Source organism: Halorubrum sp. GN11_10-6_MGM (assembly GCF_005435165.1).
Lineage (GTDB): Archaea > Halobacteriota > Halobacteria > Halobacteriales > Haloferacaceae > Halorubrum.
The window spans coordinates 1-26,630 of sequence record NZ_SGUC01000013.1 but is presented as its reverse complement, the minus strand read 5'-3'; the positions used below and the strand labels follow the sequence as shown (position 1 = coordinate 26,630).

Sequence of the window (26,630 nt, the reverse complement as noted above, 5' to 3'; positions counted from 1 at the left end):
GAACGAACGAGTATCTGTGGGCGGCGGCGGACGGCTCGCCGATCGAAACTCGACGGGTCCGGATCGGTCGCTGCGGGCGTCGAAACGTCGAAGAAGAAAAGAGACCGAAGACGGTGAGAGCCGCCTAGAACAGCGCGGACGCCGCCGCCTCGGCCGTCTCGATGACGGGACCGAAGCCGGGCAGGAGCAGCACCGTCGCGACCGCCGCGAAGACGACCGCGGCGTACAGCGCCGTCGGGCGCACGTCGATCGCGTCGAGCGCGCTCGGCGAGGCGGGGTCGTCTAAGAACAGCGCCTTCACGACCCGACTGTAGTAGTACAGCGAGACGACGCTGTTGACAGCGCCGAGCCCCGCGAGCCACAGGAAGCCGTTGTCGATGGCCGCCTGGAACAGGAAGTACTTCGAGAAGAACCCGGCGAACGGCGGGAGCCCCGCGAGCGAGAACATGAACACGGCCATCGCGACGGAGGCGACCGGCGCGCGCCGCCAGAGCCCCGCGTAGTCCGAGAAGGTTCGACCGACGCCCCACCGCTCCGCCATCGCGACGAAGAGGAACGCGCCGGTGTTCATGAACCCGTAGACGAGCAGGTGCGCCATCGCGGCGCCCATGACGGTTCCGTTCGCCGGTCCGTCGACCGTGAGCGCTGCGACGCCGATGAGCGCGTACCCCGCGTGGCCGATCGAGGAGTACGCGAGCATCCGCTTGACCTCCTCCTGGACCGCGGCCGCGAAGTTACCGAGCGTCATCGTGACGGCCGCGAGGACCGCGAAGGCGAACATCCAGTCGACGTTCGCCGACACCGCCATCTCCAGCGGGAACGCCTCGGTGAACACGCGGAAGGCGACGACGAATCCGGCGGCCTTCGAGGCCGACGAGAGGAACGCGCTCACCGGTGCGGGCGCGCCCTCGTACGCCTCCGGCGCCCAGAAGTGGAACGGAACGGAGGCCGTCTTGAACGCGACGCCGCCGATCATCATCACGACGCCGACGCCGAGGACGCCGGCGAGTCCCTCGATCGAGGCCGACGCGATGTCGGCTAAGATTAGCGACCCGGTCGCGGCGTACACGAGCGAGATGCCGAACAGGAAGATCGCCGACGAGAGCGCGCCGACGAGGAAGTACTTCAGCCCCGCCTCGACACTCCCGCGGTCGTGCTTGAGGTACGCGACGAGCACGTACGACGGCAGCGACACCATCTCCAGAGCGACGAACACGACCGCGAGCGAGTTCGCGACCGCGAGCAGCGCCATCCCGGTCGCGGCGAACGTCACCAGCGAGTAGAACGCCGCCGGGTTGGCGTGGTCGTGGAAGTAATCGTGCGCGGCGACCAACACCAGCGCCGTCACCGACGCGAAGATGGCGGTGAAGAACAGCGCCATCGTGTCCACCTTGATCGCGTCCGCGAACAGCAGCACCGCGCCGCCGTCGGGGCTCACGCCGCCGCTCGCGGTGAGCCAGACGGTGGCCGCCAGCGCCGCGAGCGAGCCCAACGCGCCGACGACCGCCATCGACGTGTTCGAGCGCGCCTCCGGCCGAACGGTGTCGACCAGCAGCAGCGCGAGTCCGGTGGCCGCCAGCAACAGCGCGGGCAGCAGCGCCGTCACGCCCGGCAGACCGTTAACCATCGATCGTCACCCCCTCGACCACGGGAAGGGCAGCGTCACGGATCATCTCGAAGAAGATGTCGGGCGCGACGCCGAGCACGATGATCGCCACGAGCAGCACCGCGAGCGGGGCGACGTCGTGGAACGCCGCGGGGCCGACCTCGTAGTCGGTCTCCAGTTCGAACGGCCCGAACAGAGTGCTCTGCATCGCCGACAGCAGGTAGCCGGCGACGATGACGATACCGAACATCGCGGCCGCCGTGAACAGCGGCGCGTACGGGAGCGCCGGCGCGGACAGCGAGCCGACGAAGATGAAGAACTCGCCCGCGAAGCCGGCCATCAGCGGCAGCCCCATGTAGCCGAAGGCGCCGGCGACGAGGATGCCGACCGTGATCGGCATCCGGTCGGCCATCCCGGCCATGTCGCCGACCATCCGGGTGTGGGTGGTGTTGTAGATGACGCCGACCGCCATGAACATCAGCCCCGAGATGAGGCCGTGCGCGACCATCTGGAACGTCGCGCCGCCGACCCCGTACTCGGTGAAGACGATGAGCCCGAGGATGACGTAGCCCATTGACGAGACGGACGAGTACGCGACGATCCGCTTGAGGTCCTTCTGTGCCAGCGCCAACATGGCGCCGTAGATGACGCTGATGACGGCGATGGCGGCTATCGGGACCGCGAGCATCGACGCCTGCTCGGGCAACATCGTGAAGTTGAACCGGAGCAGCGCGTACGTCCCCATCTTCAGGAGGACGCCGGCCAGCAGCACCGACGCGGGCGTCGGCGCCTGAACGTGGGCGTCCGGCAGCCACGTGTGGAAGGGCACGATCGGGACCTTCACCGCGAACCCGAGGAACATCGCGAGGAACGCGACCATCGCGATCCGGTCCGGCGGGATGCCGAACCACGTCCCCAGGTCACCCGCCGCGATCGCCTGTGCGATCTCCGGGAGGGCGAACGACGACACCGAGTCGCCGAGCGCGAACACGAGGCTCATGAACCCGATGAACATCAGCAGCGACGCCGCGTTCGTGTAGACGAAGAACTTGATCGCGGCGTACTTGCGGCGCGGACCGCCCCAGATCCCGATGAGGAAGTACATCGGGACCAGCACCGCCTCCCAGAAAACGAACCAGACGAAGAAGTCGAGCGCAGCGAATACGCCGAGCAGGTTCGCCTCCATGAACAGCATGAGCCCGTAGAACTGGCTCTTTCTCGCGTCGACCGGCGTCCACGCGCTGAGGATCGCCAGCGGCACGAGGAACGTGGTGAGCACGAACAGCGGGAGGCTGATCCCGTCGAGCCCGACGAACCACGAGACGCTCCGGCCGCCCACTTCGAGCCACTCGATCTGCGTCGCGTACGCGATCTCGCCGCCGAGCAGCGCGTTGCCGCCGGCCTCGAAGCCGGACCAGAGGTAGAGGCTCCCGACGAACGGGACCAGGCTGATCGCGAACGCCAGCCGACCGGCCCACTCGTCGGGCGCGAGGAACACCGTCAGCGCGCCGACGAAGGCGGCCGCCATGAGCGCTTCGAGTATCACAGGAACCACCCCCCGGTCGCGCCGAGCACGAGCAGCAGCGCGACGAGTCCGAAGGTGAGCAGCGCGGCGTACTGCGAGACGACGCCCGACTGGAGCTTCCGGATCCGGTCGCCGCCGGTCAGACTCACGGAGGAGACGCCGTTGACGACGCCGTCGATGATTCCCTGATCGAAGACGTTCGCGCCGCCCGCCACGTCTTCCGTCCGATACGCGAGCCAGACCTGCAGTTCGTCGAGGTAGTAGTTGTTGTACAGCACGTCTTTGATCCCGCCGAGTTTGGCGGTGTGTTCCGTCGGCGACGGCACGTTGTAGAGCCGCCAGGCGAGTCCGAGACCGAGCAGCGCGAGGCCGAGCGAGACGGCCGCACCGACGAGGACGGTCCCGGCCTCACCGCCGACGAGGTACCCGCTGCTGTACGGGCTCAGGTCGGCGTAGTGGTGCGACGAGAGCCCCTCGATGCCGCCCCACTCGTTGTCGAGCCACCGGTGGAGGAGGTCGATCCCCTCCAGTCCGAGGACCTTCTGGACCGGCACCATGTTGATGAAGCCGGTGACGACGGCGAGCGAGCCGAGAACCGCCAGCGGCCCCTTCACGTTCCAGCGAACGGATTCGGGGTCACGCGCGGTGTCGCTCCGCGGCTCGCCGTGGAAGGTCAGGAACACCATCCGGAAGGTGTAGAACGCGGTGACGGGCACCGCGAGCAGCCCCATCAGGTAGCCGCCGAGCAGCAGCGGGTCGTTGAGCCCGTGGACGAGCGCCTCGTAGAGAATCTCGTCTTTCGACCAGAAGCCGGCGAACGGGAAGATTCCTGCGAGCGCCAGCGACCCGGCGAGGAACGTGTAGTAGGTGACTGGCAGCTTCGATTTGAGCCCGCCCATGTCCCACATGTCCTCGTTGTGGTGCATCGCGATGATGACCGAGCCGGCGCCGAGGAACAGCAGCGCCTTGAAGAACGCGTGGGTGGTGAGATGGAAGACCGCGGCCACGTACCCGCCCGCGCCGAGCGCGAGCATCATGTAGCCGTACTGCGAGATGGTGGAGTACGCGAGCACCTGCTTCAGCTCGTCTTTCACGAGCCCCATCGTCGCCGCGAACAGCGCCGTGAAGCCGCCGACGAAGGCGATAACCGCCATCGTCGTCGGCGTCAGCACGTAGAAGCCGTACATCCGCGCGACGAGGTAGACGCCGGCCGCGACCATCGTCGCGGCGTGGATGAGCGCGGAGACGGGCGTCGGACCCTCCATCGCGTCGGGGAGCCACGTGTGGAGCGGGAACTGCGCGGACTTGCCGACGACGCCGCCCAGCACGAGCAGGCCGACGACCGTGAACCACGTCATGACGTCGAGGCCGCCGGGCGTCCACGCGACGGACCCGGAGCCGTTGAGCGCCGCGTCGGCGAGCGCCGGGAACGACTCGGGGCCGGCGAACTGCGCCGTGCCGAACGTGGCGAACACCGCGACCACGCCGACGAGGAAGAAGTAGTCGCCGAAACGGGTGACGAGGAACGCCTTCTTCGCGGCCGACGGCGGACCGGGCTCCCGGAAGTGGAAGCCGATGAGCAGGTACGAGCAGAGCCCGACCAGCTCGAAGAACATGAACGCCATCAGCAGGTTGTCGGCGACGACGAAGCCGAGCATCGACGCCGTGAACAGGCCGAGACCGGCGTAGTAGCGCGGCAGTCCGGTCTCGCCCTCGTCGTTCATGTAGCCGAGCGAGAACACGTGAACGAGCAGGGCCACGAGCGTCACGATGACGAGCATGAGCGCCGACAGCGGGTCGATCAGCACGCCGAAGGACAGTTCGATATCCGTCGGGCCGATCCGCGCGCCGCCCTCGCTCGCCCAGTAGTACAGCGTCTCGTCGTACGCCCGCCCGCCCGCGACGGTCGCGGCGACCCAGATCGACAGCAGGAACGACCCCGCCGTCGCCGCGATGCCGCCGAAGGCGCCGCCCTTCGGAAGGTACCGGCCGGCGCCGAGCGCGATCAGGAACGAGAAGAACGGTAAGAGTACGATCGCCGGAACGTATGCGAATGCGTCCACCATCTTACCACCTCATCTCCGCGGGAACAGTCACGTCTGTCGTGCCGAAGTTACGGTATAACACGAGTATGATGCCGATGCCGATAGCGACCTCGGCGGCGGCGAGCGCGATGACGAACAGCGCGAACACCTGCCCCGTGAGGTCGCCGTAGTACAGCGCGAACGCGACGAAGTTGATGTTGGCCGCGTTCATCATGAGCTCGACGCTCATGAGGAAGTACAGCGCGCTCCGCCGCGTCAACACGCCGAACAGCCCGACGCAGAACACGGCCGACGCCAGCAGCAGGTACCACGACGGCGGGATCGAGGCGGCGACGGCGGTCATCGCCGGTCACCTCCGTCCCGTCCGCCGTCGGTGAACGCCTGCCCGAGCGCGGAGACGATCGAGTCGCCCTCCTCGCGCTTGGCCAGGTAGACGGCGCCGTCGACGGCGACGTCGAGCGCGACCGCGGCGATCAGGAAGGCCGCGAGGAACCCCTCCGCGGGGACGGTCGCGACGTCGTACGCGCCCAGATCGAACAGGGCGTACCCGATGTTGTGGACGACCGAGGCGTCCGCCGGGAAGCCGACCTCCCCGAAGCCGAACGTCGCCGCGTTGACCGTCGCAGCCAACACCGCGAACAGTGCGCCCACGGCGATCGCGGGTGCGATACGCGACCCGCGGCTCTCGTCGTTGCTCACGCGCTACTCACCTCCGCTTCGGAATCCGATCGCGTGAGCATCACGGCGAACGTGACTAGGATGAGGACCCCGCCCACGTAGACGAGGATCTGCATGGCGGCGATGAACTCCGCCCGCAGCATCACGTAGTGCACCGCGACGCTCGTGAGGGCTCCGCCCAGAAGCAGCGCGGCGTGGAACACGTCGCGCGCCAGGACGACCCCGAGGGCGAACGCCAGCGTGACCGCGGCGAACAGCCCGAACGCGATGGTAGCATAAACCATTGTGTTTGTCTCCTATGAGAACCCCTTTGAAGATTTCGAGACGTGCCCGTTACTGGTAGTCGACCTCGCCGTCTCCCTCCCCGATCCACGCGCCGCGATCGGGGTTCCGGGACTCCAGCGGGTCGATTCCCTTGTACCACGGGACGTTCTTGAGCTGTTCTTTGTTGAACACGAAGTCGTCTTTCGTGTCGGCGGTGAACTCGAAGTTCTGCGTCAGCAGGATGGCGTCGACGGGGCAGACCTCCTCGCAGAGCCGGCAGTAGATACACTGCCCGATGTGGAGGTTGTACTGCTCCCCGTTGCGCTGGTCGTCCTGAACGATCTGGATCGTGTCGTTCGGACAGACGTTCTCGCACTGCCGACACCAGATACACCGCTCTTGGCTGAACTTGTGGACCCCGCGGAACCGGGGACTCACTTCGGGCGCGTCCTCCGGGTATTCCACCGTGAACGTCGTCCCGTCCAGCGCGTGTTTCATCGTCGTCGCCATGGATTTCATGAGTCCGATCATATCAGGCGATCACCCCCACGATTACGGCCGTGAGCACCAAGTTCGCGAACGACAGCACCAGCATTCCCTTCCAGCCGATCTCGATCAGCTGGTCGATACGGACGCGCGGCAGCGCCGCGCGGGCCCACTGCGTGAACAGGAAGAAGCCCCAGATCTTCACCACGAACCAGATGAAGCCGATGCTCTCCGGGCCGGGGCCGGACGCCCCGCCGAGGAACGTCACGGCGAGGATCGCACCCCCGAGGAAGATATGGACGAACTCCCCGAGGTAGAAGAGGACGAAGTACGCCGAGGAGTACTCCGTCTGGTACCCCGCGACGATCTCCGTCGGCGCCTCGGGGATGTCGAACGGGTTCCGACCGATCTCGGCCATGTTCGCGGTGAGGAACAGCACGAACGCGAACGGGTTCACGAACGCGTACCACGACGGGATCGCGATCCCGCCGATGGTGACGAGCGTCTCGGTCTGCGCGCCGACGACGCCGCTCATCTGGAGCGTCCCCGAGAAGATCACCACCGACATCGCGGTGACGATGAGCGGGATCTCGTACGCGAGGTTCTGCGCGACCGCGCGCAGCCCGCCCAGCAGCGAGTACTTGTTGTTCGACGCGTAGCCGGCCATCACCAGCGACACCGAGGCGATGGAGGCGAACGCGAACACCAGCGCGAACCCGACTTCGGGGTCCGCGAGGTGGAGGTTGATCGGTCCGAGCTGCCCCATCGGGATGACTGAGAAGCCCAGAAGCGCAGACGACGGCAGGAGGATCGGCGCGATGTCCCACGAGGGACGGTCGACGCCCTCCGGGATGATCAGCTCCTTCGCGAGGAGCTGGACCGCCGCCGCCGGGATGATGAGCAGGCCGAACGGTCCGATCCGGTCGACCGCGATCCGGTCGGTGAACGCGGCCGTGATCTTCCGTTTCGCCCACGGACCCGCGACGCCCGTGAACGCGAGGATGATGTTCCCGACGACGAACGCGGCGACGAGCGAGGCCGCGACCTCGCCGATGACGCTGTCGAGGCCGAGCGTGTCGACGATGAACTCGGGGAACAGCTGCGCGGGCGCCGTACCCATCAGCGGTCCACCTCCCCGAGGACGACGTCGAGGCTACCGAGCGCGGCGATGACGTCGGGGATGTACTCCCCGTTCGCCATCTCGGGGAGCGTCTGGAGGTTCGAGAAGCACGGCGACCGGATCTTGAATCGGGCGGGCTTGTCCGTCCCGTCGGCGCGGATGTAGATGCCGAGCTCGCCCTTGGCGCCTTCGACGGCGCGGTAGATCTCCGTGTCGTCGTCCGGGCGCAGCGTGCGCGGTACGTTCGCCTGAATGTTCCGCTCGTCTTCCGGCCAGTCTTCGAGCAGGTCGACGCACTGCTCGATGATCTTCGCGGACTCCTCGACCTCGCGCATCCGGACGAGGAGGCGGCTGAAGTTGTCGCAGCCGTCCTCGGTCACGACGTCCCAGTCGAGCTCGTCGTAGTAGCCGTACGGGTCGTCGCGGCGCAGGTCGTAGTCGACGCCCGAGCCGCGAGCGACGGGCCCGGTTGCGCCGTAGTTCTTCGCGACCTCCGGCGGGAGGATGCCGGTGTCGATCGTCCGCATCTGGAACACCTCGTTCGAGGTGATCAGGTTGTGGTACTCCTCGACGGACTCCGGGAGCTGGTCGAGGAAGTCGCGGGTCTTCGAGAAGAACTCCTCGCGGGGTTCGGGGAGGTCCCAGACGACCCCGCCGAGCCGGAAGTAGTTGAACATCAGCCGCTGGCCCGTCAGATCCTCAAGGAGGTTCTGGACGCGCTCGCGGTCGTTGATGGCGTACATGAACGTCGCCGTGAAGTCCCCGTTGATGTCGAGCGCGAACGTCGCCAGCGCGAGCATGTGCGCGGCGATGCGGCACATCTCCGCGCCCATCGTGCGGATCACCTGCGCGTACTCGGGCACCTCGATGTCCGCGAGGTCCTCGGCCGCGCGGGCGTACGCCCACTCGTTGAGCAGCCCCGCCGAGATGTAGTCCCAGCGGTCCGGGTACGGCATGATCTGGTGGCGGTACGTCCCGGACTGCGCCATCTGCTCCTCGCTGCGGTGGAGGTAGCCGATGTCGGGTTCGACGTCGGCGACCTGCTCGCCGTCGAGGACCGTCTTCAGGTGGAGGACGCCGTGCGTCGCCGGGTGGTGCGGCCCGATGTTGAGGAACATCGTGTCGGACTCGGCGTCCTTGTGGTGGTCCTCGAGCGGGTTCGCGTGCTCCGGCAGCGTCGCGATCTGCGGCCGGTCCTTGTCGTAGTCCATCGACAGGGGGTGGCCCTGCCAGGTCTCCGGCAGCAGAATCCGACGCAGGTCGGGGTGGTCGTCGTACTCGATCCCGATGAGGTCGTACGCCTCCCGCTCGTGCCAGTCCGCCGTGCGGAAGACGGGCTCGCCCGACTCGGAGACTGGGTCGTCCTTGTCCGCGGGGACGACGACGCTGACCTCCTGGGTCGGGTCGTCGTACTTCTTCAGGTGGTAGATCGACTCGTAGCGGTTCTCGTACTCCTGTGCGGAGACGACGGAGAGGTGGTCGTACCCCGCCTGCTGTTTCAGGGTCCGAAGCGTCTCCTGAACGGTGTCCGGGCGGATGACGAAGCCGGGAGCGTTCAGGTGGTCGTCGCGGTCGACGACGAGGTCGCCGAGCAGCGCCTCCAGCTCGTCGGGGGTCTGCTCAACGGCGCCGTCGTCGACGGTGTCTGGTCGTTCGAGGCTCATGGCGAATCAGCGAAGTTGTACCGCATGACGAGCTCGTCGTCGTCGATCTGGTCGGCCAGCTTGTCGACGAGTTCGTCGCGTTCGAGGTCCGAGAACTCCTCCAGCTCGTACGGCTTGACCGTGACGGGCGCGGCCTCGCCGTTGGCGACGCGCTCCTGCAGCTTCACGACGCCGTAGACGAGCGCCTCGGGGCGGGGCGGGCAGCCGGGGACGTGGATGTCGATCGGGATGACCTCCTCGGCGCCCTTGATCACGTTGTACCCCTCCTGGAACGGGCCGCCGGAGATGGTACAGGAACCCATGCCGACGACGAACTTCGGCTCGGGCATCTGGTCGTAGACGCGCTTCATCCGCGGGGCGAACTTCGAGACGATCGTCCCGGGGACGATCATCACGTCGGCCTGCCGCGGCGAGGCGCGGGGGACGCCCGACCCGAAGCGGTCGAGGTCGTGTTTCACCGCGTAGGTGTGCATCATCTCGATGCTACAGCAGGCGATGCCGAACTGTAGCATGAACATCGAGGAGCCCCGACACCAGTTCAGGAACTTGTCGAACTTGGTGAGGATGAACGGCGAGGAGCCGAACGCCTCGCGCAGGCGGGAGTTGAATCGGTCCCCCTGCCCGGTCATCCGGGCGTCTCGGGTCTCGGTTACGACTTGCGAATCGTCGGTGATAAACGGTTGATCGCTGCTCATTAGTTGATGTCCTCCGTCGTCTTTCTGCTGGTCGCGCGGGGGCTGCGGGCCCAGCTGATCGCCCCCGACCGCCACGCCCAGACGAGTCCGACCGCGAGGATCCCGACGAAGGCCAACATCGGCCACAGCAGGTCGGCCATCGGCACGCCGGCCTGAACGGCCGGGCGATAGATGACCGCCCACGGGAACAGCAACACGGTCTCGATGTCGAACACGACGAACAACAACGCGACCATGTAGTACTGGATGTTGAACCGGATCCGCGTTCCGCCCGTCGGGGTCTCGCCGGACTCGTAGGTGGTACTTTTACCGGTCTCAGGCACGCTCGGACGGAGCAGCGCCGACACTGTCATCATCGCTATCGGGATGAGCAGGCCGACGACCGCCAAGGCGCCAATAGCTATCCAATCGCTCATATAGGTCTCCGTAACGTGCTGGCGTTTGGACCGCCCCCTCATAAGCGTTGAGTCTTGTGCGCCCGCGGGCGTGCGGCCCGGTCGCGGCCGTTTGCGGTCGGAGCGCCGGGAAACTCACCGAGAGCCGTCGAACGGCTCCGTCACGCGACGAAAAATGACGTGCGTCCGGACGGCGGGGCGGCCGACTTCGACGCGGTCTCGCTACCGATCGCGGAACCCGTCGAGACCCAGGTCGTGGAGGTCGGCGGAGACGTCCGCGACGCCCGCCTTCTGATCGTCGTGGAACTCGACCAGTCGCTCCTCGATATCGTCGTGTTCGCGCGCGAGCACCTGCGCGGCCGAGAGGGCGGCGTTGTACGACTTCCCGGCGTCGACGGCGACGATCGGTGCCCCGGTCGGCATCCCGATAACGGAGTCGACCGACTTCTCCTGAACCGGCACCCCGATCACCGGTACCGGGTACGCGATCGAGGCGGTCATGTTGGGCAGGTCCGCGGATTTCCCGCCGGCGCCCGCGACGATCACGTCGACCCCGCGCTCGGTCGCCGTCTCGCCGTACGCGTACATCAGCTCCGGCGTCCGGTGCGCGGAGACGACGTAGCTCTCGTAGGTGAACCGCGCGTCGGGGGCGTCGCCGAAGTCGGTCTGCTCCGCGAAACCGAGCTCGTCGAGCGCCTCGTAGGCACCCTCCATCGTCGGGAGGTCCGAGTCGGAGCCCATGATGATCCCCACGTCCGGGGTGGTCGCCGGGTCGGCGTCGGCCGCCGCCTCCGCTTCGAGCCGCTCGATCAGGTCGTCAACCGTGGTCATGGACGGGAGTTCGGCGGAGGTCGGTAAGGAAGTGCCGGATGCGATCTCCCGTCTCGGTCGGCGTAAGGGCCCTGCCCAACCCTTATCAGTTGAATCGACGAACGGTACGACGATGGCGAGCACGACGGATGATAGATCGGATCGCGATAGCGAGATCCGACTCTGGCGCGAGGATGGATGGTGGATCGCCCGAGACGTCGGAACAGGCGTCGCGACGCAGGGTGAGTCCCGGTCCGACGCGCTGGAGAACCTCGACGAGGCCGTCGCGCTCCATCGGGGAGAGATCGGTCGCGAACCGACCGACGAGGAGCTCCGCGAACTCGGGATCGATCCCGAGGAGAACGCGACCGGGACCGAGGCCCCGCCCGACATCCTCGAGTAGCGTGGCGAGGCGAACGTTCTCCGGACGAGAAGTCGTGAAGGTACTCGTCAACTTCGGCGGCTTCGAGTGGCGACGGACTACCGGAGATCACGCACAGCTCTACTACGAACACCCGACAAACGAGACGGACAAAAGGCACGTCACGGTCCCGCTACACGACGAACTTCGAGAAGGGACGCTCAGGGATATCGCGGACGGGGCGGGTGCGAACGAGTTCGACGCCTTCTGCGCGTGGATCGACCGCGACTCGTGAGGCCCGACCGAGCCGTGGCTACGCGTCCCGGAACGTCAGTCCGTCGCGGAGCTCTCGGGCCCGCGAGAGGAGCGCGTCGCGGTCGGTCTCGCCGTCGCCCGGCGAGACCGCGTCCTCGTGCGCCGTCACCGTCAGGTGCCCCATCTTCCGGAGCGGGTACACGTCGTCTTTGCCGTACCAGTGGGGGTCGGCGTCGTCCGCGTCGAGGACGGTCTCGACGTTCCGAAGCGTCGCCGCCTCGCGGTCGTCCACGTCGCCGAGCACGTTCGCGGTGACGGCGGGCGCGACGAGGTCGGTCGGGCCGAGCGGCCAGCCGAGGACGGCGCGGACGTGGTTCTCGAACTGCGAGGTGCGCGCGCCCTCGATCGTCCAGTGCCCGGAGTTGTGCGGGCGCGGCGCGATCTCGTTGACCAGCACCTCGCCCTCGCGGGTCTCGAACAGCTCGATCCCGAAGACGCCGCGGCCGTCGAGGACGTCGAGCACGTCGCGGGCGACGGACTCCGCCTCCGCGACGACCGCGTCGTCGGCGCGCGCCGGACTGACGCTCTCGCGCAGGATCTCCTCGCGGTGAATCGTCTCCGTGACGGGGTAGGTCCGCGTCTCGCCATCGGCGCCCTTCAGGCCCATCACCGCGATCTCGCGCTCGAAGTCGAGGAACTCCTCGGCCATCGCGGCGCCGCCGATCTGGTCGAGCGCGGCGGCGGCCTCGTCGGGCGTCTCGACGGGGACGTTCCCGCGGCCGTCGTAACCGCCCTCGCGGGCCTTCAGCATCACGCCGCCGAACTCCTCGACGACGCGTTCGAGCCCCTCGGCGGTCGCGACCGCGACGAACTCGGGGACGGGGATCCCGGCGTCGGCGAGGGCCTCCTTCTGGACCAGCTTGTCCTGGATCGTCTCCAGCGTGGCCGGGTCGGGGTGGACCGGCACGCCGTGCTCCTCGCTCGCGGCCGCGAGGACCGCCGGGTCCGCGAGCTCAATCTCGAAGGTCAGGGCGTCGACGCGGGCGGCGAGCTCGTCGATCGCGTCCGCGTCGTCGAAGTCGGCGACGATCTGGTCGGCCGCGACGGGCGCCGCCGGACAGTCGGGCGTCGGGTCCAACACGACGAGGTCGACGCCGAGCGGCGCGGCGGCCTCGGCCAACATCCGGCCCAGCTGCCCGCCGCCCACGACGCCGAGCGTCGGCCCCGGAAGGGTGATCGACATGTACGGTGCGGTACTGAACAGAAGTGAATAAGTATTACCAAATCAACCGCCGAATACGCACGAACACGGATCGATCTGTGGCGGCGGACGGCACCGGCCCCTCAGACGGAGATCCGTTCGAGGTCGGCTTCGAGTTCGTCGACGAACTCGTTGTACGCCTCGACGAACCCGCGGAACCGGTCCGCGTACTCCCGGACGTCGGCCGCGGAGGGCGCGCCGTACTGCGAGAGGAGGTAGAGCCCGCCCGAGCCGCCGATCCGGAGGTACGAGACGGCCCCCTCGTCGTACTTCAGCTCCCAGCGGTCGCCCTCGACGCGGGCTGTGAACGTGCCGTAGTCGTCGCTCTCGTACCGGTGGATCTCTCCGGCCATGACGGCGCACGTGTCGCGGATCCCGTCGAGGACGCGGTCGCGTTCGGCCACCACGCCGTCGGTCGTCGCCGGGTCGGGGAACTCCGCGCGCACGTCGTCGAGGACGCCAGACAGCGAGTCGACGTGCTCGTTCCACGCCGCCACGAACGCCGCGTAGTCGTCGAGCGCGGTCGCCAGCGCCGCCGGCTTGGGGGGCTGTTTCGTCGAGATCACGTACGTGTCCGAGCCGGAGGTCGGCGAGAACAGCAGGAACTCCAGCTCGCCCGCCTCGTGTTTCACCGTCCACTCGCCGCCGGGCGTCGACAGCGTCTCGCGGCCGTAGTCGCCTCCCTGAAGCCGCGCGAGCTGGTAGGCGATCTCCCCTGCGTGGTCGCGTACGGTGGCGACGAGCTCGTCGCGGCGCTCCGCGACGGCCGCGGCGTCGCGCACGTCGAGGTCGATACCGAGGTCGGGCTTCGTCGTCACGAGAGGACTGGGCGCGCCACGCGGTTAATCCGTTCGGGTCGGTCCACGCTACTCCGTTCGGATCGGCTCACTCGATCGTCTCCCGGAGCTCCCGGATTCGGTCCGACTCGTCGGTCCCCGACCGGACCACGACCGCGAACACCTCGTCCCCGTCGTGAACCGGGGCGTCGCCGCTCAGTATCGCGTCCGAGCCGGTCTCCTCGGCGAGCCAGCGCCGCCCGTCGGCGATCGCCTCCCGGTTGAGCCACGCCGGCGGACCGCCGACCACGAGCAGGGTCCGGTCGGCGCGTCCCTCGGGGACCTCGACCGTGTTCTTCCCGCGGGCCGCCTTCCGGATGACCGTCTCGATCGCCGACACGGCCGCGCTCGTGTCGACCTCGGCCGGCTCCGAGGAGCCGAACAGCCCGAGCCCGAACCGGGAGCCCGACTCGGGGGGGTCCACGGCCTGCGTCGCGTGGCCGATCACCGCGATCTCGCCGTCGCTTCCCACCGCGCGGGCGACGTCGCTCGCGTCGAGCACCTGTTGGGGCGTCTCCGTTCCCTCGGGCGTCTCGCCGGCGCCGAACAGCGCCGCGACCCGCTCGGCGGCGACCTCGTTGAGCCGGTCGCGAGCCCCGCCGAGCGTCTCGCTCGGACGGAGCCACGCCGCGTTGTCGAACGGGAAGACCGCCGCGCAGCGGTCCGAGAGCGCGTCGAGCGTCCTCGCGGCGTTCCGCTCGGCGAGCGGGCGGTGCGGGGCCGACGGCGCCGGGTCGGCGCTCGATCCCGCTCCCGCCGGACCGCCCTCGTCGGGGTCCTCGGTCTCGTCGGGAGTCGGGAGGAGCCCGAGCGCGTAGACGGGAGCGTCGTAGAGTCGCGAGAGTTCCTCGGCGAGGGCGGGCGCCGCGCCCGCGCCGGCCGCGCCGCCGAGGCCGACGACGAGCAGGAACGCCTCCGCGAGCGACGGCTGTTGGTCGTCCATCGCGCGGCCGAGTTCGCTCGCGTGCGCGTCGCCGAGGCGACGCCCGGCGTGGAGGTCACCGCCGAGCCCGTCCCCGCCCGCGGCGTCGCCGAACCGGTACCGGCGCTCGTCGCCGAGCGCGTCCAGCGCTCCGAGCGCGTCGATGTCCGTGTCGAAGGCGTGAACGCCCGCGAGGAACGGATCGCCGTCGTGGGCGGCGGCGAGCCTGTCGGCGATCCGGCCCCCGGCCCCGCCGAGGCCGATAACGTGTAGTCGCATACGTGCCCCGGTCGTCGAGCGGGGATATATGACTTCGGCTCGCCGCGAACCCCGGCCGAATCCTCGCGCACTCGCGACGCCTCAGAACTCGTCGAGCCGCTGCTGCCCCTCGGGGATCTCGGGCCCCGGATTCGGCTCGACGCCGAGCAGGCGCAACAGCGCGGTGTCCGCGAACGTCAGCACCAACACGAGGATGATCGGCGCGAGGAACAGCCCGTGGAAGCCGAACACGACCGGGCCGAAGATGTACGCGAGCATGAGCAGCCCGACGTGCGTCGTCTTGCCGCTGAAGTACGGCCGGAGGACGATGTCGGGGATGGTGTCGACGACCACGACCACGACGGCGAGGAATCCGGCGACGTACGCGAGCAGCGCTATCTCGCCGTCGAGCGCGATCGGGATCGACATCGCCGCCGCGATCGGGATGTAGACGATCTTCATCCCGATCACCGGAATCAGGCTGGCGACGCCGGTGAGCGCGCCCGCAAGCGTCGGATACGGAATCTCCACCGCGGCGGGGGCGACCGTGTTGTACCCGAGGTAGGTGACGACCGCGATGATCGAGATGGCGATGACGTTGAGCAGGTTGCCGTACAGCACCGCCTCCAGCTCGTCGTCGGCGGTCTCGAGGTACTCGCGGACGATCGCGTCGTCGTCGAAGGAGAGCAGCCAGTCGTGGAACTTGGAGCCGTCGATCAGCAGGTAGTAGGTGACGACCACGGTGATGAGGAGGTTCAAGGCGAGTCCGGATACCGTGCTGGCGAGCAGCGACGCCTGCTCGGAGACGAGCTCGATGAGGGGGTCGAACTGCCCGGAGCGGTAGGCCGCGAGCAGTTCGTCCGCGGTCGGGTTCGACAGCGCCGCGAGATCGCCGATCACCGAGTTCTCCGCGCCGATCGTGTCGGCCACCGGGTACGTCTCGATGAACCGCCGCGCCTCCAAGATCAGCAGGACCAGCGTGTAGCTCACCAGACCGATGAGCGGGACGCCGATGACCGAGAGCGACACCACCGCGCGCACTCGGGCCGGGAGCCGGAACCGTTCGAGCCGGTGGTAGAACCGCCGCGTCGAGTAGTAGAGGAAGACCGCGACGGTGAGCGGGGCGACGAACCGATAGGCCACGTAGCCGGCGACGAGCGCGACCGCGAGGCCGAAGAGGGCGACGACGAACCGCTTTTCGTCCATGGGCCACGGTCGCCAGCGCCTGACATAAACCATGGTGGTCGTTGCGACCGCGACGACCCCGGAACCGCGGCCGCGCCGATCCCAAAGCCCCTAACGACGGGGGGTGAAGAGTGACCTATGACCGACATTCACCCGGACCAGCGCGTGGCGGTGCTGGCGGACTCGCAGAACCTGTATCACTCGGCACAGAGCGTCTACTCGCGGAACATCGACTACTCCGGACTCCTCGACGGCGCCGTCGCGGACCGGTCGCTCGTGCGCGCCATCGCGTACGTGATCCGCGCCGACTCCCCGGAGGAGGAGAGCTTCTTCGAGGCGCTCCGCGACATCGGCTTCGAGACGAAGATCAAGGAGATCAAGACGTTCGCCGACGGCTCGAAGAAGGCCGACTGGGACCTCGGGATGAGCCTCGACGCCGTCTCGCTCGCGAGCCACGTCGACACCGTTGTCCTCTGTACCGGCGACGGCGACTTCGCGCGGCTCTGCTCGCACCTCCGCCACGAGGGCGTCCGCGTGGAGGCGATGGGGTTCGGCAACTCCGCCGCCGACGAGCTGATCGAGGCGGCCGACGACTTCGTCGACCTCGCGGACGACGAGGAGCAGTTCCTCCTGTAACTACGGCGCCGGCAACGAGCGCCGAGGCGGGCGGCTACCCGAGCAGCGCAGCGACCGCGTCCGCGACGGCCGCCGCGGCCGCCTCGACCTCGCGCACCCGCACGTACTCCCGCTCGGCGTGCGCGACGGCGCCCGTCTCGTCCGCGAGGTCACCCGGGCCGAACACGACCGTCGGCGCGGGCGCGAAGTACGACGCCTCCGTCGCGGCGCCGAAGGGGCGCACGTCGCCGCCGCGCTCGCTCGGGAGGCCGACCGCGTCGCCCGCCTCGCGCGCCGCGGCCGCGACCGCCCGGACGAGTTCGTGGTCCGGGTCCGTGGCGAACGCCTCCAGAAACGGCGACTCGCGGTCGGTGAGCGCGACCGCGGCGTCGACGTCGCCGCGGTCGTCGCCGCCCGCCACGTCGGCGAGCGACCCCCGCACCGCCTCGGCCAGCGACGACCGGAACTCCTCGGCCGTCTCCGGCGGGACGCTCCGCCGGTCGACCGTGATCGCGCAGTCGGCCGGCACCTGGTTCGTGGCCTCGCCGCCCTCGATGACCGTGGGAGTGAGCTTCGGGGGACCCAACTGCGGGTGCGGCTCCGCGCCCGCGTCGAACGTCCGGATCGCGGCGAGCGCGTCCTCGGCCGCCGCGACCGCGTTCGCGCCCGCGAACTCGGCGGCGTGCGCGGCCGTTCCCGACAGCTCGACCGTCGCCTGAAAACGGCCCTTCGCGGCGGTACACGCGTCGAGCCCGGTCGGCTCTCCGACCACGTAGAGGTCGGCGTCGAGCCGGTCCTCGGTCCCCGGAAGCCGCCCCGTCAGCGCCGCCGCCCCGAGCGACAGCGCCTCCTCGTCGGGCGTGAGCGCGAGGGTGAGCCGGCCGCGGGCGGGGTCGGCGGCGAGGAAGGCGCCGAGGAGCGCCGCGAGCGGCCCCTTCGCGTCGCAGGCGCCGCGCCCGCGGATCACCTCGTCCGGTCCGTCTACGGCCGGGGCGGTGCCGCCCCGCTCGTCCTCGGTCGCCTCTCCCCGTTCGAAGGGGACGCCCGGCGTCACCGTGTCGAGGTGGGTGTTCAACACGAGGTGCGGGCCCGCGTCGGGCTCCGGGGAGCGCTTCTCGGCGAGGACGCAGCCGTCCGCGACGACCGCGGGGTCCGCCCCGTTGGCCGCGAGCGTCTCGACAGCGAACTCGCGCATCTCGTCGGCCGACTCGTGGGAGGGGATTCGAACCGCTTCTTCGAGGAACGAGACGGGGTCGAAGTCGGCGGCGCGCTCCGAGTCGGCGGAGCGCACCGAGTCCGCGTCGCGCCCGGACTCCTCGCTCATCGCGGGTCGGCGGGGAGCGTCCCCGAGAACTCGTGGGCGACCGGGCCGGAGAGGGTCGCGTGGCCGCGGTCGGGAACCGTTATCTCCAGCTCGCCGCCCGGCGGGCGGCTCACGGCCGACTCGCCCTCGATCAGGCCCAGCCGGCGGGCGGCCGCGACGACCGCGACCGCGCCGGTGCCACAGGAGCGCGTCTCGCCCTCGACGCCGCGCTCGAAGGTGCGCTGGTCGAGGACCGCGGGGCCGTCGCCGGACCCGTCGTCGACGACCGCCGCGAGGTTCACGTTCGCCCCCTCCGGGAAGACCTCGGCGTGGCGGACCGGCGGCGCGACCGCGTCGAGGTCGACCGCGTCGATCCCGTCGGGGTCCTCGCGGCCGCCGTCGACGAACGCGACCGCGTGCGGAACGCCGGTGTTGACGGCGGTGACCGTCAGCCCCTCGACCGGTTCGTCGACCAGCGGCTCGTCCGCGAGGGAACCCTCGCGAGCGACCGGGACGCGACGCGGGTCGAACGTCGGCTCGCCCATCTCGATGGTGGCCGCGGTCGCGTCCGCGTTCACCGTGGCCCGGCGGGTGCCGGCCTGCGTGTCGATCATGAACTCGTGCTCGCCGGTCTGTTCGTGCGCCCACAGCGCGACGACTCGCGCGCCGTTGCCGCACATCGACGCCGTGGAGCCGTCGGGCTGTACGAGCGTCATCACGACGCGGGTCGGGTTGAACCGTTCTTCGACGCTCAAAAAGAGGACGCCGTCGGCGCCTCGTCGGCCGGCTGTCTCGCCGCTTCCGTCCCCACCGATCCCGTCGGCGTCGCCTCCGGCGTCAGCGCCGAAATCCCGCCCGTCGACGCCCGTCTCGCGGTCGCAGTGGGCCCGCGCGAACGCCGCGCGGTCGCCGACGTTCTCGGCGGCCGCGTCGACGACGAGGAAGTCGTTCCCGGTGCCGTGGTACTTCTCGACCGGAACGGCGTGGGTGCTCATCGCTCCGCCTCCGGTCGGTCGCCGCCGTCGGGTTCCGGGTGTCGTTCGGCGACGGTCAGGTCGGAGAGGTCCTCTCGGCGTCGAGCGATCGTCGCGGTTCCGTCGTCGAGCGCGACCTCCGCGGGCCGCGGCCGTGAGTTGTATTGGCTCGCCATCTCGTATCCGTACGCGCCCGCGACGCCGACCGCGAGGAGGTCCCCGCGGTTCGGGTCGGCGAGCGCTCGGTTCGTACCCAGCGTATCGCCGGTCTCACAGATAGGTCCGGCGACGGTGACAGGGGTTGCCTCCCGCTCGGCGACGGGAGGAGCGTCGCCCCCGTCGGGTTCCCGTCCGCCTCCGAGGTTTCGTATCGGGTGGTAGGCGTCGTACATCGCCGGACGCAACAGGTCCGTCATCCCCGCGTCGACGCCGACGACCGTCTCGTCCGGCGTCGGCTTCACGGTGTTCACCCTCGTCAGGAGGACGCCCGCGTCGGCGACGACGTAGCGCCCGGGTTCGATCGCGAGGTCGACGCCCTCGGGAAGCGGGGCGACCGCCTCCCGCGTCGCCGCCGCGACCGCCGGCAGGTCGAGCGGCGGCGCGTCCTCCTCGTACGGGACGCCGAACCCGCCGCCGACGTCGACGTACTCGAGATCGACGGGGTCGGCGTCGGCCCCGTCGCCGCTCGGGTCGTTGTCGCTCGGATCGGTATCGCCGCTCGGGTCGATCAGCTCCCGCGCCAGCTCTCCCATCCGCGCGACGAGCTCGCGGTGGCTGTCGAGCTGGTCCGGGTCGATCCCGGAGCCGGCGTGGGCGTGGATCCCGACCACGTCGAAGCGCTCGGTCGCCGCCCGGACCGCCGCCGCGGCGCGGTCGTAGGGAATCCCGAACTTCGCGGCGCCGCCGGTGGTGACCTTCTCGTGGTGGCCCGCGCCGACGCCGGGGTTCACGCGGACGCAGACCCGGCCGTCGTAGCCCCGCTCGGCGAGGCGGTCGAGGGTGTCGACCGCCCCGGCGGTGACGGTCAGCTCCGGCTCCGCCTCAGCGACGTCGGCGACGTAGTCGAGGTCGCGGGCGGGCGGATTCACCGCGGTGTAGTGGAGCCGCGAGCCGTCGAAGCCGGCGGCGAGCGCGCGGTCGACCTCGCCCGCGGAGGCGCACTCGGCGTCGAGGCCGGCGTCGCGGACCGCCTCCAAGACGGCGCGGCCGGTGTGCGCCTTGACCGCGTATCTCACGTCCGCGTCGGGGAACGCCGCGAGCAGGCGCTCGCAGTTCTCGCGGACGCGGTCGAGGTCCTGAACGTACAGGGGCGTCTCGTGGTCGGCCGCGAGGGCGGCGAGCCGGTCGGCGTCCCAGTCGCTCACGCGGCGGACCGGGGGGTTGTCGTCGTCGACGGAGCCGGTCGTCGCCTCCGCGGCGCCGACGTCGCGGTCGCTCATTCGCGGAGGGCGTCCTCCCGCCGGGTCGCCTCCAGCGTCTCCTCCTCGACGTGCGTCGCGACGACCGCGGGCTTGTACGCGCCGCCCTCGAACAGCTCGTGGTCGCCGACCGACGACGCCACCATCCGAGTGAACGCGCGGCGGTCGGCCGGGAGGTGGCCGTAGACGATCTCCTCCTCGACGAGGTCGTAGACGGGGATGCGCGGCGTGAGGAGGGTGTTCTCGCCGACGATCGAGTTCTCGCCGACGCGGAATCCCGAAGTGACCCGGCAGCCCGCGCCCAGCGAGACGCCGTCCTCGATAATCACCGGGGCGTCCTCGACCGGTTCGAGGACCCCGCCGATCAGGGTGTTCGCGCCGAGCTTGACGTTCTCGCCCAGCTGCGCGCAGGAGCCGACGGTGTCACAGGAGTCGACGAGCGTGCCGTCGCCGACGTACGCGCCCATGTTGACGAACGAGGGGCTCATCATGATACAGTCGCTCCCGAGGTAGGCCCCGCGGCGGATCGCGGTCCCGTCCGGCGTGTTCCGGGTGCCGCGCTCCGCGAGGTCGTCCGTGTCCCGGAGCGGGAGCACGTCGTGGTAGGTGACGCCGCCGTACTCCCGCGGCTCCGTCTCTCGCAGGCCGAAGTTGAGCAGGATCCCCCGCTTGACCCACTCGTTCGCCTCCCACGAGGTCACGTCGTCGCCGGTCTTCTCGGCGGCGCGGACCTCGCCGGCCTCCAGCGCGGCGAGGAACTCGTCGATGACGTCGGCGTCGTCGGACGTCGCGTCGGCGGCGGTCAGCCCGTCTTGATAGCGGTTCCACAGGTCGGTTACGTCGGCTTCGAGACTCATTGAATGGTGTATGGATGAGTGGCGGTATTTATATGTCGATGTGACTATGTCCAGTGATTATTCCGCGTCGTCCGCGTCCAACACGTCACCGAACCCGTACCAGTCCGGGTCGCGGCCGGCGAGCCAGTCGGCGGCGTCGAGCGCGCCCTCGGCGAAGACGCCGCGGTCGCCGGCGCGGTGGGTGAGTTCGAGCGTCTCGCGGTTCCCCGCGAGCAGGACCTCGTGTTCGCCGGTCACGTCGCCCGCGCGGCGGGCGTGGACGCCGATCTCGCCGGCGCTCCGCGGTGCGTCTCCCTCGCGGCCGTGGACGCGTTCGTCGAGGTCGTCGCGCACGCCCTCGACATCGTCGAGGATCGACTTCGCGGTGCCTGAGGGGGCGTCGCGCTTCGCGTTGTGGTGCGTCTCGGTCAGTTCGACGTCGTAGCCGGGCAGCGCCGCGGCGGCCTCGCGGACCGCGCGGCGGAGCGCGGCCACGCCGCGCGCGAAGTTCGACGCCTTGAGCACGGGAACCGCCTCGCTCGCGGCTCGCAGGGAGTCGAGCTGCGACTCCGTGAACCCAGTCGTCCCCGTCACGAGCGGGACGCCGGCGTCCGCGCAGGCCTCGGCGTACGCGACCGCCGACGCCGGGCCGGTGAAGTCGACGACGACGTCGGGCTCCTCGCTCGCGAGCAGGTCGCCGAGTCGGTCGGCGTCCGCGACCGCGACGCCCGCGACCGGACCCGTCTCGGTGCGGTTGACCGCGGTCGCGACCGCGACGCCCTCGCGGCCGACGGCGGCCTCGATCACCTCGCGTCCCATGCGACCGCCCGCGCCGGTGACGGCGATCCGGAGGTCGTCGTCCCCGTCACTCCCCGCGGCGGCCGAGTCGCTCGCGCCGCTCATTCGGCGCCCTCCGTCGCGGCGGACGCGACGGCCGCCGGGTCGACCGCCCCCGGCTCGCCGTCCTCGTACGCGGCCAGCAGCTCGCGGAGCGCGTCGCGCCGCCCCTCCGAGAGCCGCGAGAGCGGCGACCGGACGCGGGGGCCGCCGCGGCCGCGGATGTACATCGCCTCCTTCACCGGGATCGGGTTCGTCTCGGCGAACAGCTCGCGGACGAGCGGCGACAGCTCGTGGTGGAGCGTCCGCGCGCGGTCGTAGTCACCCGAGAGCGCGGCGCCGACCATCGCGCAGGTCCGCTCGGGTTCGACGTTGGCGACCACGCTGATCGTCCCCGTACCGCCGACGGAGAGGACCGGCAGCGTGAGCCCGTCGTCGCCCGACAGCACCGCGAAGTCCGCGTCGCGCGTGCGCTCTATCACCTCGCTGATTAGGTTCAGGTCGCCCGAGGCCGCCTTGTACCCCTGGATGTTCGGGTGTTCGGCAAGTTCGACGGTGACGTCGGCGGGGATCGACTGCCCCGTCCGGCTCGGGACGTTGTAGACTATCTGCGGGAGGTCGACCTTGTCCGCGATCGTCCGGTAGTGGTTCAAAAACCCCTGCGGCTCCGGCTTGTTGTAGTACGGCGAGATGAGCAGCAGGCCGTCGGCGCCCGCGTCGGCCGCGCGCCGCGACAGCGAGAGCGCCTCCGCGGTGTTGTTCGAGCCGGTGCCCGCGATCACGGGGATGTCGTCGAGGGCGTCGCGGACCGTCTCTATCACCGCGACGTGTTCGTCGTGGCTCATCGTCGCCGACTCGCCGGTCGAGCCGACGGGGACGACCCCGTCGACGCCGGCGCGTTCGAGGTAGCGGGCGTTGTCGGCGAGCTGTTCGTGATCGACCGCGTCGTCCTCGGTGAACGGCGTGGTCATCGCCGGGTAGACGCCCTCGAAGGGCGCGTCGGTGGTGTCTCGGTCCGTCTCCTCGTGCGTCGCGTAGGGTGTCGTGGTGGTGGTGTCCGTCATGGGTGTTGGGGTGGGTTTGGGTCGGGTAGCGGTGAGTTCGGGTCGGGTAGCGGTGAGTCCGGGTCGGTCAGCGGACTGATGCGCGCGGGCCGGGGGTCGTCCGGGACGGGGTCGCCACTCCCGCCGACGGACGGTTCACGCGCGTTTTTTCGAGAAGAGCCGCGCCGCTGGCGTCGACGGCTGACCGCGTGCGGACGCGGGTCGGGTCACACCGACATATGGATCGGTCGCGCGCTTATAGATTGTGCCTCTGGTCGAAACTGCCGCGGGGCCGCGCCGTCACCCGGGCGTTCGCGCCTCGGCCCGGAGGGATCGGCGGCCGGCGAGCGCGAGCAGCGCGAGGGCGGTCGCGAGGTTCAGCCACGCCGTCGGTCGGTCGAACCCGGCGAGGAGCTCGACCGACAGCCACCCCAGCAGCGCGGCGCCGACGGCGGCCGCGGCGGGCGGCGCCCACCCACGGCGGCCGTACAGCGCGGCGGCGACGACCCCGGGCGCGACCCCGAAGGCGACGAACAGCGCGACTCCCGAAAGCAGGAAGTCGCCGACCGGGAGCCCGTCGAGCGGGGCCGTCGACGCCCCGACCAGCCGGCCCGAGGGCGCGGCGACGAGGGCCGCGCCGCCGACGAGCCCGCGGACCGAGAGCTGCCCGGCCACGGCGATCAGGAGCCACGTCGCGAGCGGCCGACCGCGGGGGCGCGTCGGGAGCCGCACTGCGCGTCAGGCCCCGAGCAGGTCCGCCAGCTCGTGGAGCGTCTCGACGGTGACGTCCGGGTCGCCGCCGAACGGCTCCCACGGGCTCGACTTCCGGTCGACCCACGCCGCCTGCATCCCGGCGTGGCGCGCGCCAAGCACGTCGAACCACCCGGCGGTGGCGTGGACCACCTCGTCGACCGGCGTCCCGGTCCGGGCGGCGCAGTGGCGGTAGAGCCCGGCGGCCGGCTTGAACGTCTCCACCTCGTCGGCGCTGATCGCGTCCGCGATCAGGTCTCCGATGTCGGCGTGCTCGACCATCGAGGCGAGCATCTCCGGGTCGCCGTTCGAGAGGACGTAACAGTCGTAGCCCGCGTCGCGCAGGCGGCCGATCGCGTCGCGCACGTCGTCGAACACCTCAAGCTCGTGGTACACCGCGAGGATCTCGTCGCGCTCCGCGTCGGGGAGGTCGACGCCGTGCGCCGCCAGCGCGTACGTCAGCGCGTCGCGGTTCATCTCGTAGAATGGCTGGTAGGCGTCGACGGCGTTCGCGACGAACGTGTACGCCAGCGACCGCGACCGCCACAGCCGCGACACCGGCTCGGGGTCGGCGACGCGGTCCGCGAGCGCCGCCTCGGCGGCCTCCACGTCCACGAGCGTGCTGTACGAGTCGAACGTCACCGTCGAGACGCGGTCGGGGTCGAACGCCATACGCGAGGCCACAGTCGGCCGCCGGATAAGCGGTCGGGACGCCGGCGGGCTCCGTCGGGATCGACCGGCGGGCTCCGTTGGAATCGCGTGCCTCGCACATTTATCCCCGGCGGGCGACTCTGGGAGACGCATGAACGACCCTGCCGACGACGCCCCCGACCCGACCGACGGCGACGACGTCCCGGACCCGACCGCGGACGGCGCGCCCGACCCGCGCGACGAGATCGACGCCGACACCGACGCCGACCGCCACGAGTACGATCCGGACGCCGAACACGCGTTCCCGGACGAGCGGCTCAACGAAGTCCTCGCGCACCTCGAATCGGACGAGGAGGTCGTCGCCTACCTAGAGGCGCAGAACGTCAACCCGGTCGCCCGGAAAGGGTACAACGACCACGGGTCCAAACACGTAGAGATCGTCCGCGACCGCGCGCTCCGGCTGTACGACCTCCTCAAGTCCGGCGGCGTCGAGTTCAACGGCGCCCGCCAGCAGGGGCTCGACGAGGCCGACGAGCCGGTGGTCGTCGCGCTGGCGGCGACGCTCCACGACATCGGCCACGTCGTCCACCGCGACGACCACCCGTACTACTCGATCCCGCTGGCCGCGGACCTGCTGGACGATCTGTTGCCCACCTTCTACGGCGCGGCGGACCGCGTTCGCGTGAAGGCGGAGGTGCTCCACGCGATCTTGTGCCACCACACCGAGGAGCAGCCGCTCACGCTGGAGGCCGGCGTCGTCCGGATCGCCGACGGCCTCGACATGGAGCGCGGGCGCTCGCGCGTCCCCTACGAGGAGGGCGGCCGCGGGATCAACACCGTCTCCTCGCAGGCGATCGAGCGCGTCTCGCTCCGCGAGGGCGACGAGACCCCGGTCCAAGTCGTGATACGGATGAACAACGCCGCGGGCGTCTATCAGGTCGACTCGCTTTTGAAGGCGAAGATCGACGGCTCGCTGCTCGAAGACCAGATCCGGACCGTCGCGATCAACACCCACAGCGACGGACAGGACGGGAACGGCTCGATCGTCGACCGGATCGAACTGTAGCGGGGGCCGTCCGGACCGTCCGGAGTCGGGCCGCGGAGGCGTCACTGGCTCGCGTCGCGGCCGAGGCGGCGCGGCCGGTCGGTGTCGCAATCGCTTTGGGCGCGCGGTCGGTATCGCGGGCATGACCGACGCCGACACGCTCGCGGACCTGCGGACCGCCGCCGACTACCAGTTCGGGGCGGGCGCGGGCGAGGCCCTGTTCCCGCCGGACGACCCGCTCACGGTGCGCCGGTCGAGCGGCGGCCGCCCGCGACAGGTGATCGACGGCGACGTCGACGACACCCCCGGCAGCAGCGAGGGCGACCGCCTCGTCTCGTACGGCACCGACGGCCGGTTCACGCTCGGGATCGCGGGGGGAAAGCGCCTCCACGACGCCTTCGCCGCCCCGCGACACCGGATGGTCGTCGGCGAGGAGAGCGAGCCGTTCGTCCGCGAGGGGCGCAACGCGTTCGCGAAGTTCGTCACCGCGGCCGACGACGGGATCCGGCCGGGCGACGAGGTGCTCGTCGTCGACGAGAGCGACGCAATATTCGGGGTCGGGCGGGCCGAACTCTCCGGCGCGGAGGCCGAGCAGCTCGGCTCCGGCGTCGCCGTGAAGACGCGCGACGGCAACCCCGCGAACGACGACTAACGAATTTTTCCTGCGGTGGCGCGTGCCTGCGAGCGGCCGCCCCGGGCGGCCGCGAGTCAGCACCACGCGAGGGAGTCGGCGGCGACCGACGGGAGCCGCCGACGAGGCTGGGGAGGCGTGAGGTGCGGGGCCGTGCGGGG

Annotated in this window: 29 protein-coding genes; 5 read left to right on the top strand and 24 right to left on the bottom strand. The window is 70.1% G+C overall.

What is annotated here, in order from left to right:
• Positions 1-124: 124 nt before the first annotated feature.
• The 12 genes from EXE46_RS08340 to purE form a co-directional block, all read right to left on the bottom strand.
• Positions 125-1,627 carry an NADH-quinone oxidoreductase subunit N gene (locus EXE46_RS08340; RefSeq protein WP_137687962.1) on the bottom strand — a complete coding sequence of 501 codons (1,503 nt, stop codon included), beginning with the start codon at positions 1,625-1,627 and terminating at the stop codon, positions 125-127.
• Complete coding sequence (locus EXE46_RS08335) at positions 1,620-3,134, bottom strand: NuoM family protein (RefSeq protein WP_137688015.1); 1,515 nt, start codon at positions 3,132-3,134, stop codon at positions 1,620-1,622. Before EXE46_RS08335 ends, EXE46_RS08340 begins: the two co-directional genes overlap by 8 nt.
• 14 nt (positions 3,135-3,148) lie before the next feature.
• A complete protein-coding gene (gene nuoL / locus EXE46_RS08330) occupies positions 3,149-5,197 on the bottom strand; it encodes an NADH-quinone oxidoreductase subunit L (RefSeq protein WP_137687961.1) in 2,049 nt (682 codons plus the stop codon).
• 1 nt (position 5,198) lies between these two features.
• Entirely contained in the window at positions 5,199-5,519 is a 321-nt protein-coding gene (nuoK, locus tag EXE46_RS08325; RefSeq protein WP_137687960.1) for an NADH-quinone oxidoreductase subunit NuoK, read from the bottom strand.
• Complete coding sequence (locus tag EXE46_RS08320; protein ID WP_137687959.1) at positions 5,516-5,875, bottom strand: hypothetical protein; 360 nt, start codon at positions 5,873-5,875, stop codon at positions 5,516-5,518. Before EXE46_RS08320 ends, nuoK begins: the two co-directional genes overlap by 4 nt.
• A complete protein-coding gene (locus EXE46_RS08315; RefSeq protein ID WP_137687958.1) occupies positions 5,872-6,138 on the bottom strand; it encodes an NADH-quinone oxidoreductase subunit J in 267 nt (88 codons plus the stop codon). Before EXE46_RS08315 ends, EXE46_RS08320 begins: the two co-directional genes overlap by 4 nt.
• Before the next feature lie 49 nt (positions 6,139-6,187).
• Entirely contained in the window at positions 6,188-6,649 is a 462-nt protein-coding gene (locus tag EXE46_RS08310) for an NADH-quinone oxidoreductase subunit I (protein ID WP_006113010.1), read from the bottom strand.
• Position 6,650: 1 nt separating this feature from the next.
• Positions 6,651-7,724, bottom strand: coding sequence for an NADH-quinone oxidoreductase subunit H (locus EXE46_RS08305; RefSeq protein ID WP_137687957.1), 1,074 nt, complete (start codon positions 7,722-7,724; stop codon positions 6,651-6,653).
• Positions 7,724-9,388: an NADH-quinone oxidoreductase subunit D gene (locus EXE46_RS08300; RefSeq protein WP_137687956.1), complete on the bottom strand. Its 1,665-nt coding sequence runs from the start codon at positions 9,386-9,388 to the stop codon at positions 7,724-7,726. The genes EXE46_RS08305 and EXE46_RS08300 overlap by 1 nt, the downstream gene beginning before the upstream one ends.
• Positions 9,385-10,083: an NADH-quinone oxidoreductase subunit B gene (locus tag EXE46_RS08295; RefSeq protein ID WP_053771566.1), complete on the bottom strand. Its 699-nt coding sequence runs from the start codon at positions 10,081-10,083 to the stop codon at positions 9,385-9,387. Before EXE46_RS08295 ends, EXE46_RS08300 begins: the two co-directional genes overlap by 4 nt.
• Positions 10,083-10,499, bottom strand: a complete 417-nt coding sequence (locus tag EXE46_RS08290; protein WP_004596397.1) for an NADH-quinone oxidoreductase subunit A — start codon at positions 10,497-10,499, stop codon at positions 10,083-10,085. The genes EXE46_RS08295 and EXE46_RS08290 overlap by 1 nt, the downstream gene beginning before the upstream one ends.
• Before the next feature lie 201 nt (positions 10,500-10,700).
• Positions 10,701-11,309, bottom strand: a complete 609-nt coding sequence (gene purE, locus EXE46_RS08285) for a 5-(carboxyamino)imidazole ribonucleotide mutase (protein ID WP_137687955.1) — start codon at positions 11,307-11,309, stop codon at positions 10,701-10,703.
• 112 nt (positions 11,310-11,421) lie between these two features.
• Between purE and EXE46_RS08280 the strand changes: the two genes are divergently transcribed.
• Both EXE46_RS08280 and EXE46_RS08275 read left to right on the top strand, forming a co-directional pair.
• Entirely contained in the window at positions 11,422-11,691 is a 270-nt protein-coding gene (locus tag EXE46_RS08280) for a type II toxin-antitoxin system HicB family antitoxin (protein ID WP_137687954.1), read from the top strand.
• A gap of 1 nt (position 11,692) precedes the next feature.
• A complete protein-coding gene (locus EXE46_RS08275) occupies positions 11,693-11,944 on the top strand; it encodes a type II toxin-antitoxin system HicA family toxin (protein WP_137687953.1) in 252 nt (83 codons plus the stop codon).
• 18 nt (positions 11,945-11,962) lie between these two features.
• Here EXE46_RS08275 and EXE46_RS08270 read toward each other — a convergent pair whose 3' ends face one another.
• The 4 genes from EXE46_RS08270 to EXE46_RS08255 all read right to left on the bottom strand — a co-directional run bounded on the left by EXE46_RS08270 (position 11,963) and on the right by EXE46_RS08255 (position 16,387).
• Positions 11,963-13,147, bottom strand: coding sequence for a 5-(carboxyamino)imidazole ribonucleotide synthase (locus EXE46_RS08270; RefSeq protein ID WP_137687952.1), 1,185 nt, complete (start codon positions 13,145-13,147; stop codon positions 11,963-11,965).
• 101 nt (positions 13,148-13,248) lie between these two features.
• Positions 13,249-13,983: a hypothetical protein gene (locus tag EXE46_RS08265; protein WP_137687951.1), complete on the bottom strand. Its 735-nt coding sequence runs from the start codon at positions 13,981-13,983 to the stop codon at positions 13,249-13,251.
• 67 nt (positions 13,984-14,050) lie between these two features.
• Complete coding sequence (locus EXE46_RS08260) at positions 14,051-15,202, bottom strand: cell division protein FtsZ (RefSeq protein WP_137687950.1); 1,152 nt, start codon at positions 15,200-15,202, stop codon at positions 14,051-14,053.
• Positions 15,203-15,283: 81 nt separating this feature from the next.
• Positions 15,284-16,387: an AI-2E family transporter gene (locus tag EXE46_RS08255; protein WP_137687949.1), complete on the bottom strand. Its 1,104-nt coding sequence runs from the start codon at positions 16,385-16,387 to the stop codon at positions 15,284-15,286.
• Between the two features lie 117 nt (positions 16,388-16,504).
• Here EXE46_RS08255 and EXE46_RS08250 point away from each other — a divergent pair, with 117 nt between their 5' ends.
• The gene (locus EXE46_RS08250) at positions 16,505-17,002 is read left to right on the top strand and encodes an NYN domain-containing protein (RefSeq protein WP_137687948.1); all 498 of its coding nucleotides are present in this window, start codon (positions 16,505-16,507) and stop codon (positions 17,000-17,002) included.
• A 34-nt stretch (positions 17,003-17,036) separates the two neighbouring features.
• On the opposite strand, the gene EXE46_RS08245 is transcribed toward EXE46_RS08250, so the two are convergent.
• From EXE46_RS08245 to EXE46_RS08210, 8 genes are all read right to left on the bottom strand, one after another.
• Positions 17,037-18,305, bottom strand: a complete 1,269-nt coding sequence (locus EXE46_RS08245) for a M20/M25/M40 family metallo-hydrolase (RefSeq protein WP_137687947.1) — start codon at positions 18,303-18,305, stop codon at positions 17,037-17,039.
• A complete protein-coding gene (gene dapF / locus EXE46_RS08240; RefSeq protein WP_137687946.1) occupies positions 18,302-19,279 on the bottom strand; it encodes a diaminopimelate epimerase in 978 nt (325 codons plus the stop codon). Before dapF ends, EXE46_RS08245 begins: the two co-directional genes overlap by 4 nt.
• The gene (gene lysA / locus EXE46_RS08235) at positions 19,276-20,697 is read right to left on the bottom strand and encodes a diaminopimelate decarboxylase (protein WP_137687945.1); all 1,422 of its coding nucleotides are present in this window, start codon (positions 20,695-20,697) and stop codon (positions 19,276-19,278) included. The genes dapF and lysA overlap by 4 nt, the downstream gene beginning before the upstream one ends.
• Positions 20,694-21,533: a 2,3,4,5-tetrahydropyridine-2,6-dicarboxylate N-succinyltransferase gene (locus EXE46_RS08230; protein ID WP_137687944.1), complete on the bottom strand. Its 840-nt coding sequence runs from the start codon at positions 21,531-21,533 to the stop codon at positions 20,694-20,696. Before EXE46_RS08230 ends, lysA begins: the two co-directional genes overlap by 4 nt.
• A 57-nt stretch (positions 21,534-21,590) precedes the next feature.
• Positions 21,591-22,415 (bottom strand): 4-hydroxy-tetrahydrodipicolinate reductase, encoded by an 825-nt coding sequence (gene dapB, locus EXE46_RS08225; protein ID WP_137687943.1) that lies wholly within the window; start codon positions 22,413-22,415, stop codon positions 21,591-21,593.
• Positions 22,412-23,413, bottom strand: a complete 1,002-nt coding sequence (gene dapA, locus EXE46_RS08220) for a 4-hydroxy-tetrahydrodipicolinate synthase (RefSeq protein ID WP_137687942.1) — start codon at positions 23,411-23,413, stop codon at positions 22,412-22,414. Before dapA ends, dapB begins: the two co-directional genes overlap by 4 nt.
• Before the next feature lie 279 nt (positions 23,414-23,692).
• Positions 23,693-24,124, bottom strand: coding sequence for a hypothetical protein (locus EXE46_RS08215; protein WP_137687941.1), 432 nt, complete (start codon positions 24,122-24,124; stop codon positions 23,693-23,695).
• 6 nt (positions 24,125-24,130) lie between these two features.
• Positions 24,131-24,814: a haloacid dehalogenase type II gene (locus EXE46_RS08210; protein WP_137687940.1), complete on the bottom strand. Its 684-nt coding sequence runs from the start codon at positions 24,812-24,814 to the stop codon at positions 24,131-24,133.
• Between the two features lie 130 nt (positions 24,815-24,944).
• Here EXE46_RS08210 and EXE46_RS08205 point away from each other — a divergent pair, with 130 nt between their 5' ends.
• Both EXE46_RS08205 and EXE46_RS08200 read left to right on the top strand, forming a co-directional pair.
• Positions 24,945-25,859, top strand: coding sequence for an HD domain-containing protein (locus EXE46_RS08205; protein ID WP_137687939.1), 915 nt, complete (start codon positions 24,945-24,947; stop codon positions 25,857-25,859).
• Between the two features lie 121 nt (positions 25,860-25,980).
• Positions 25,981-26,490, top strand: coding sequence for a PUA domain-containing protein (locus EXE46_RS08200; RefSeq protein ID WP_137687938.1), 510 nt, complete (start codon positions 25,981-25,983; stop codon positions 26,488-26,490).
• The last annotated feature ends 140 nt before the right edge of the window (positions 26,491-26,630 follow it).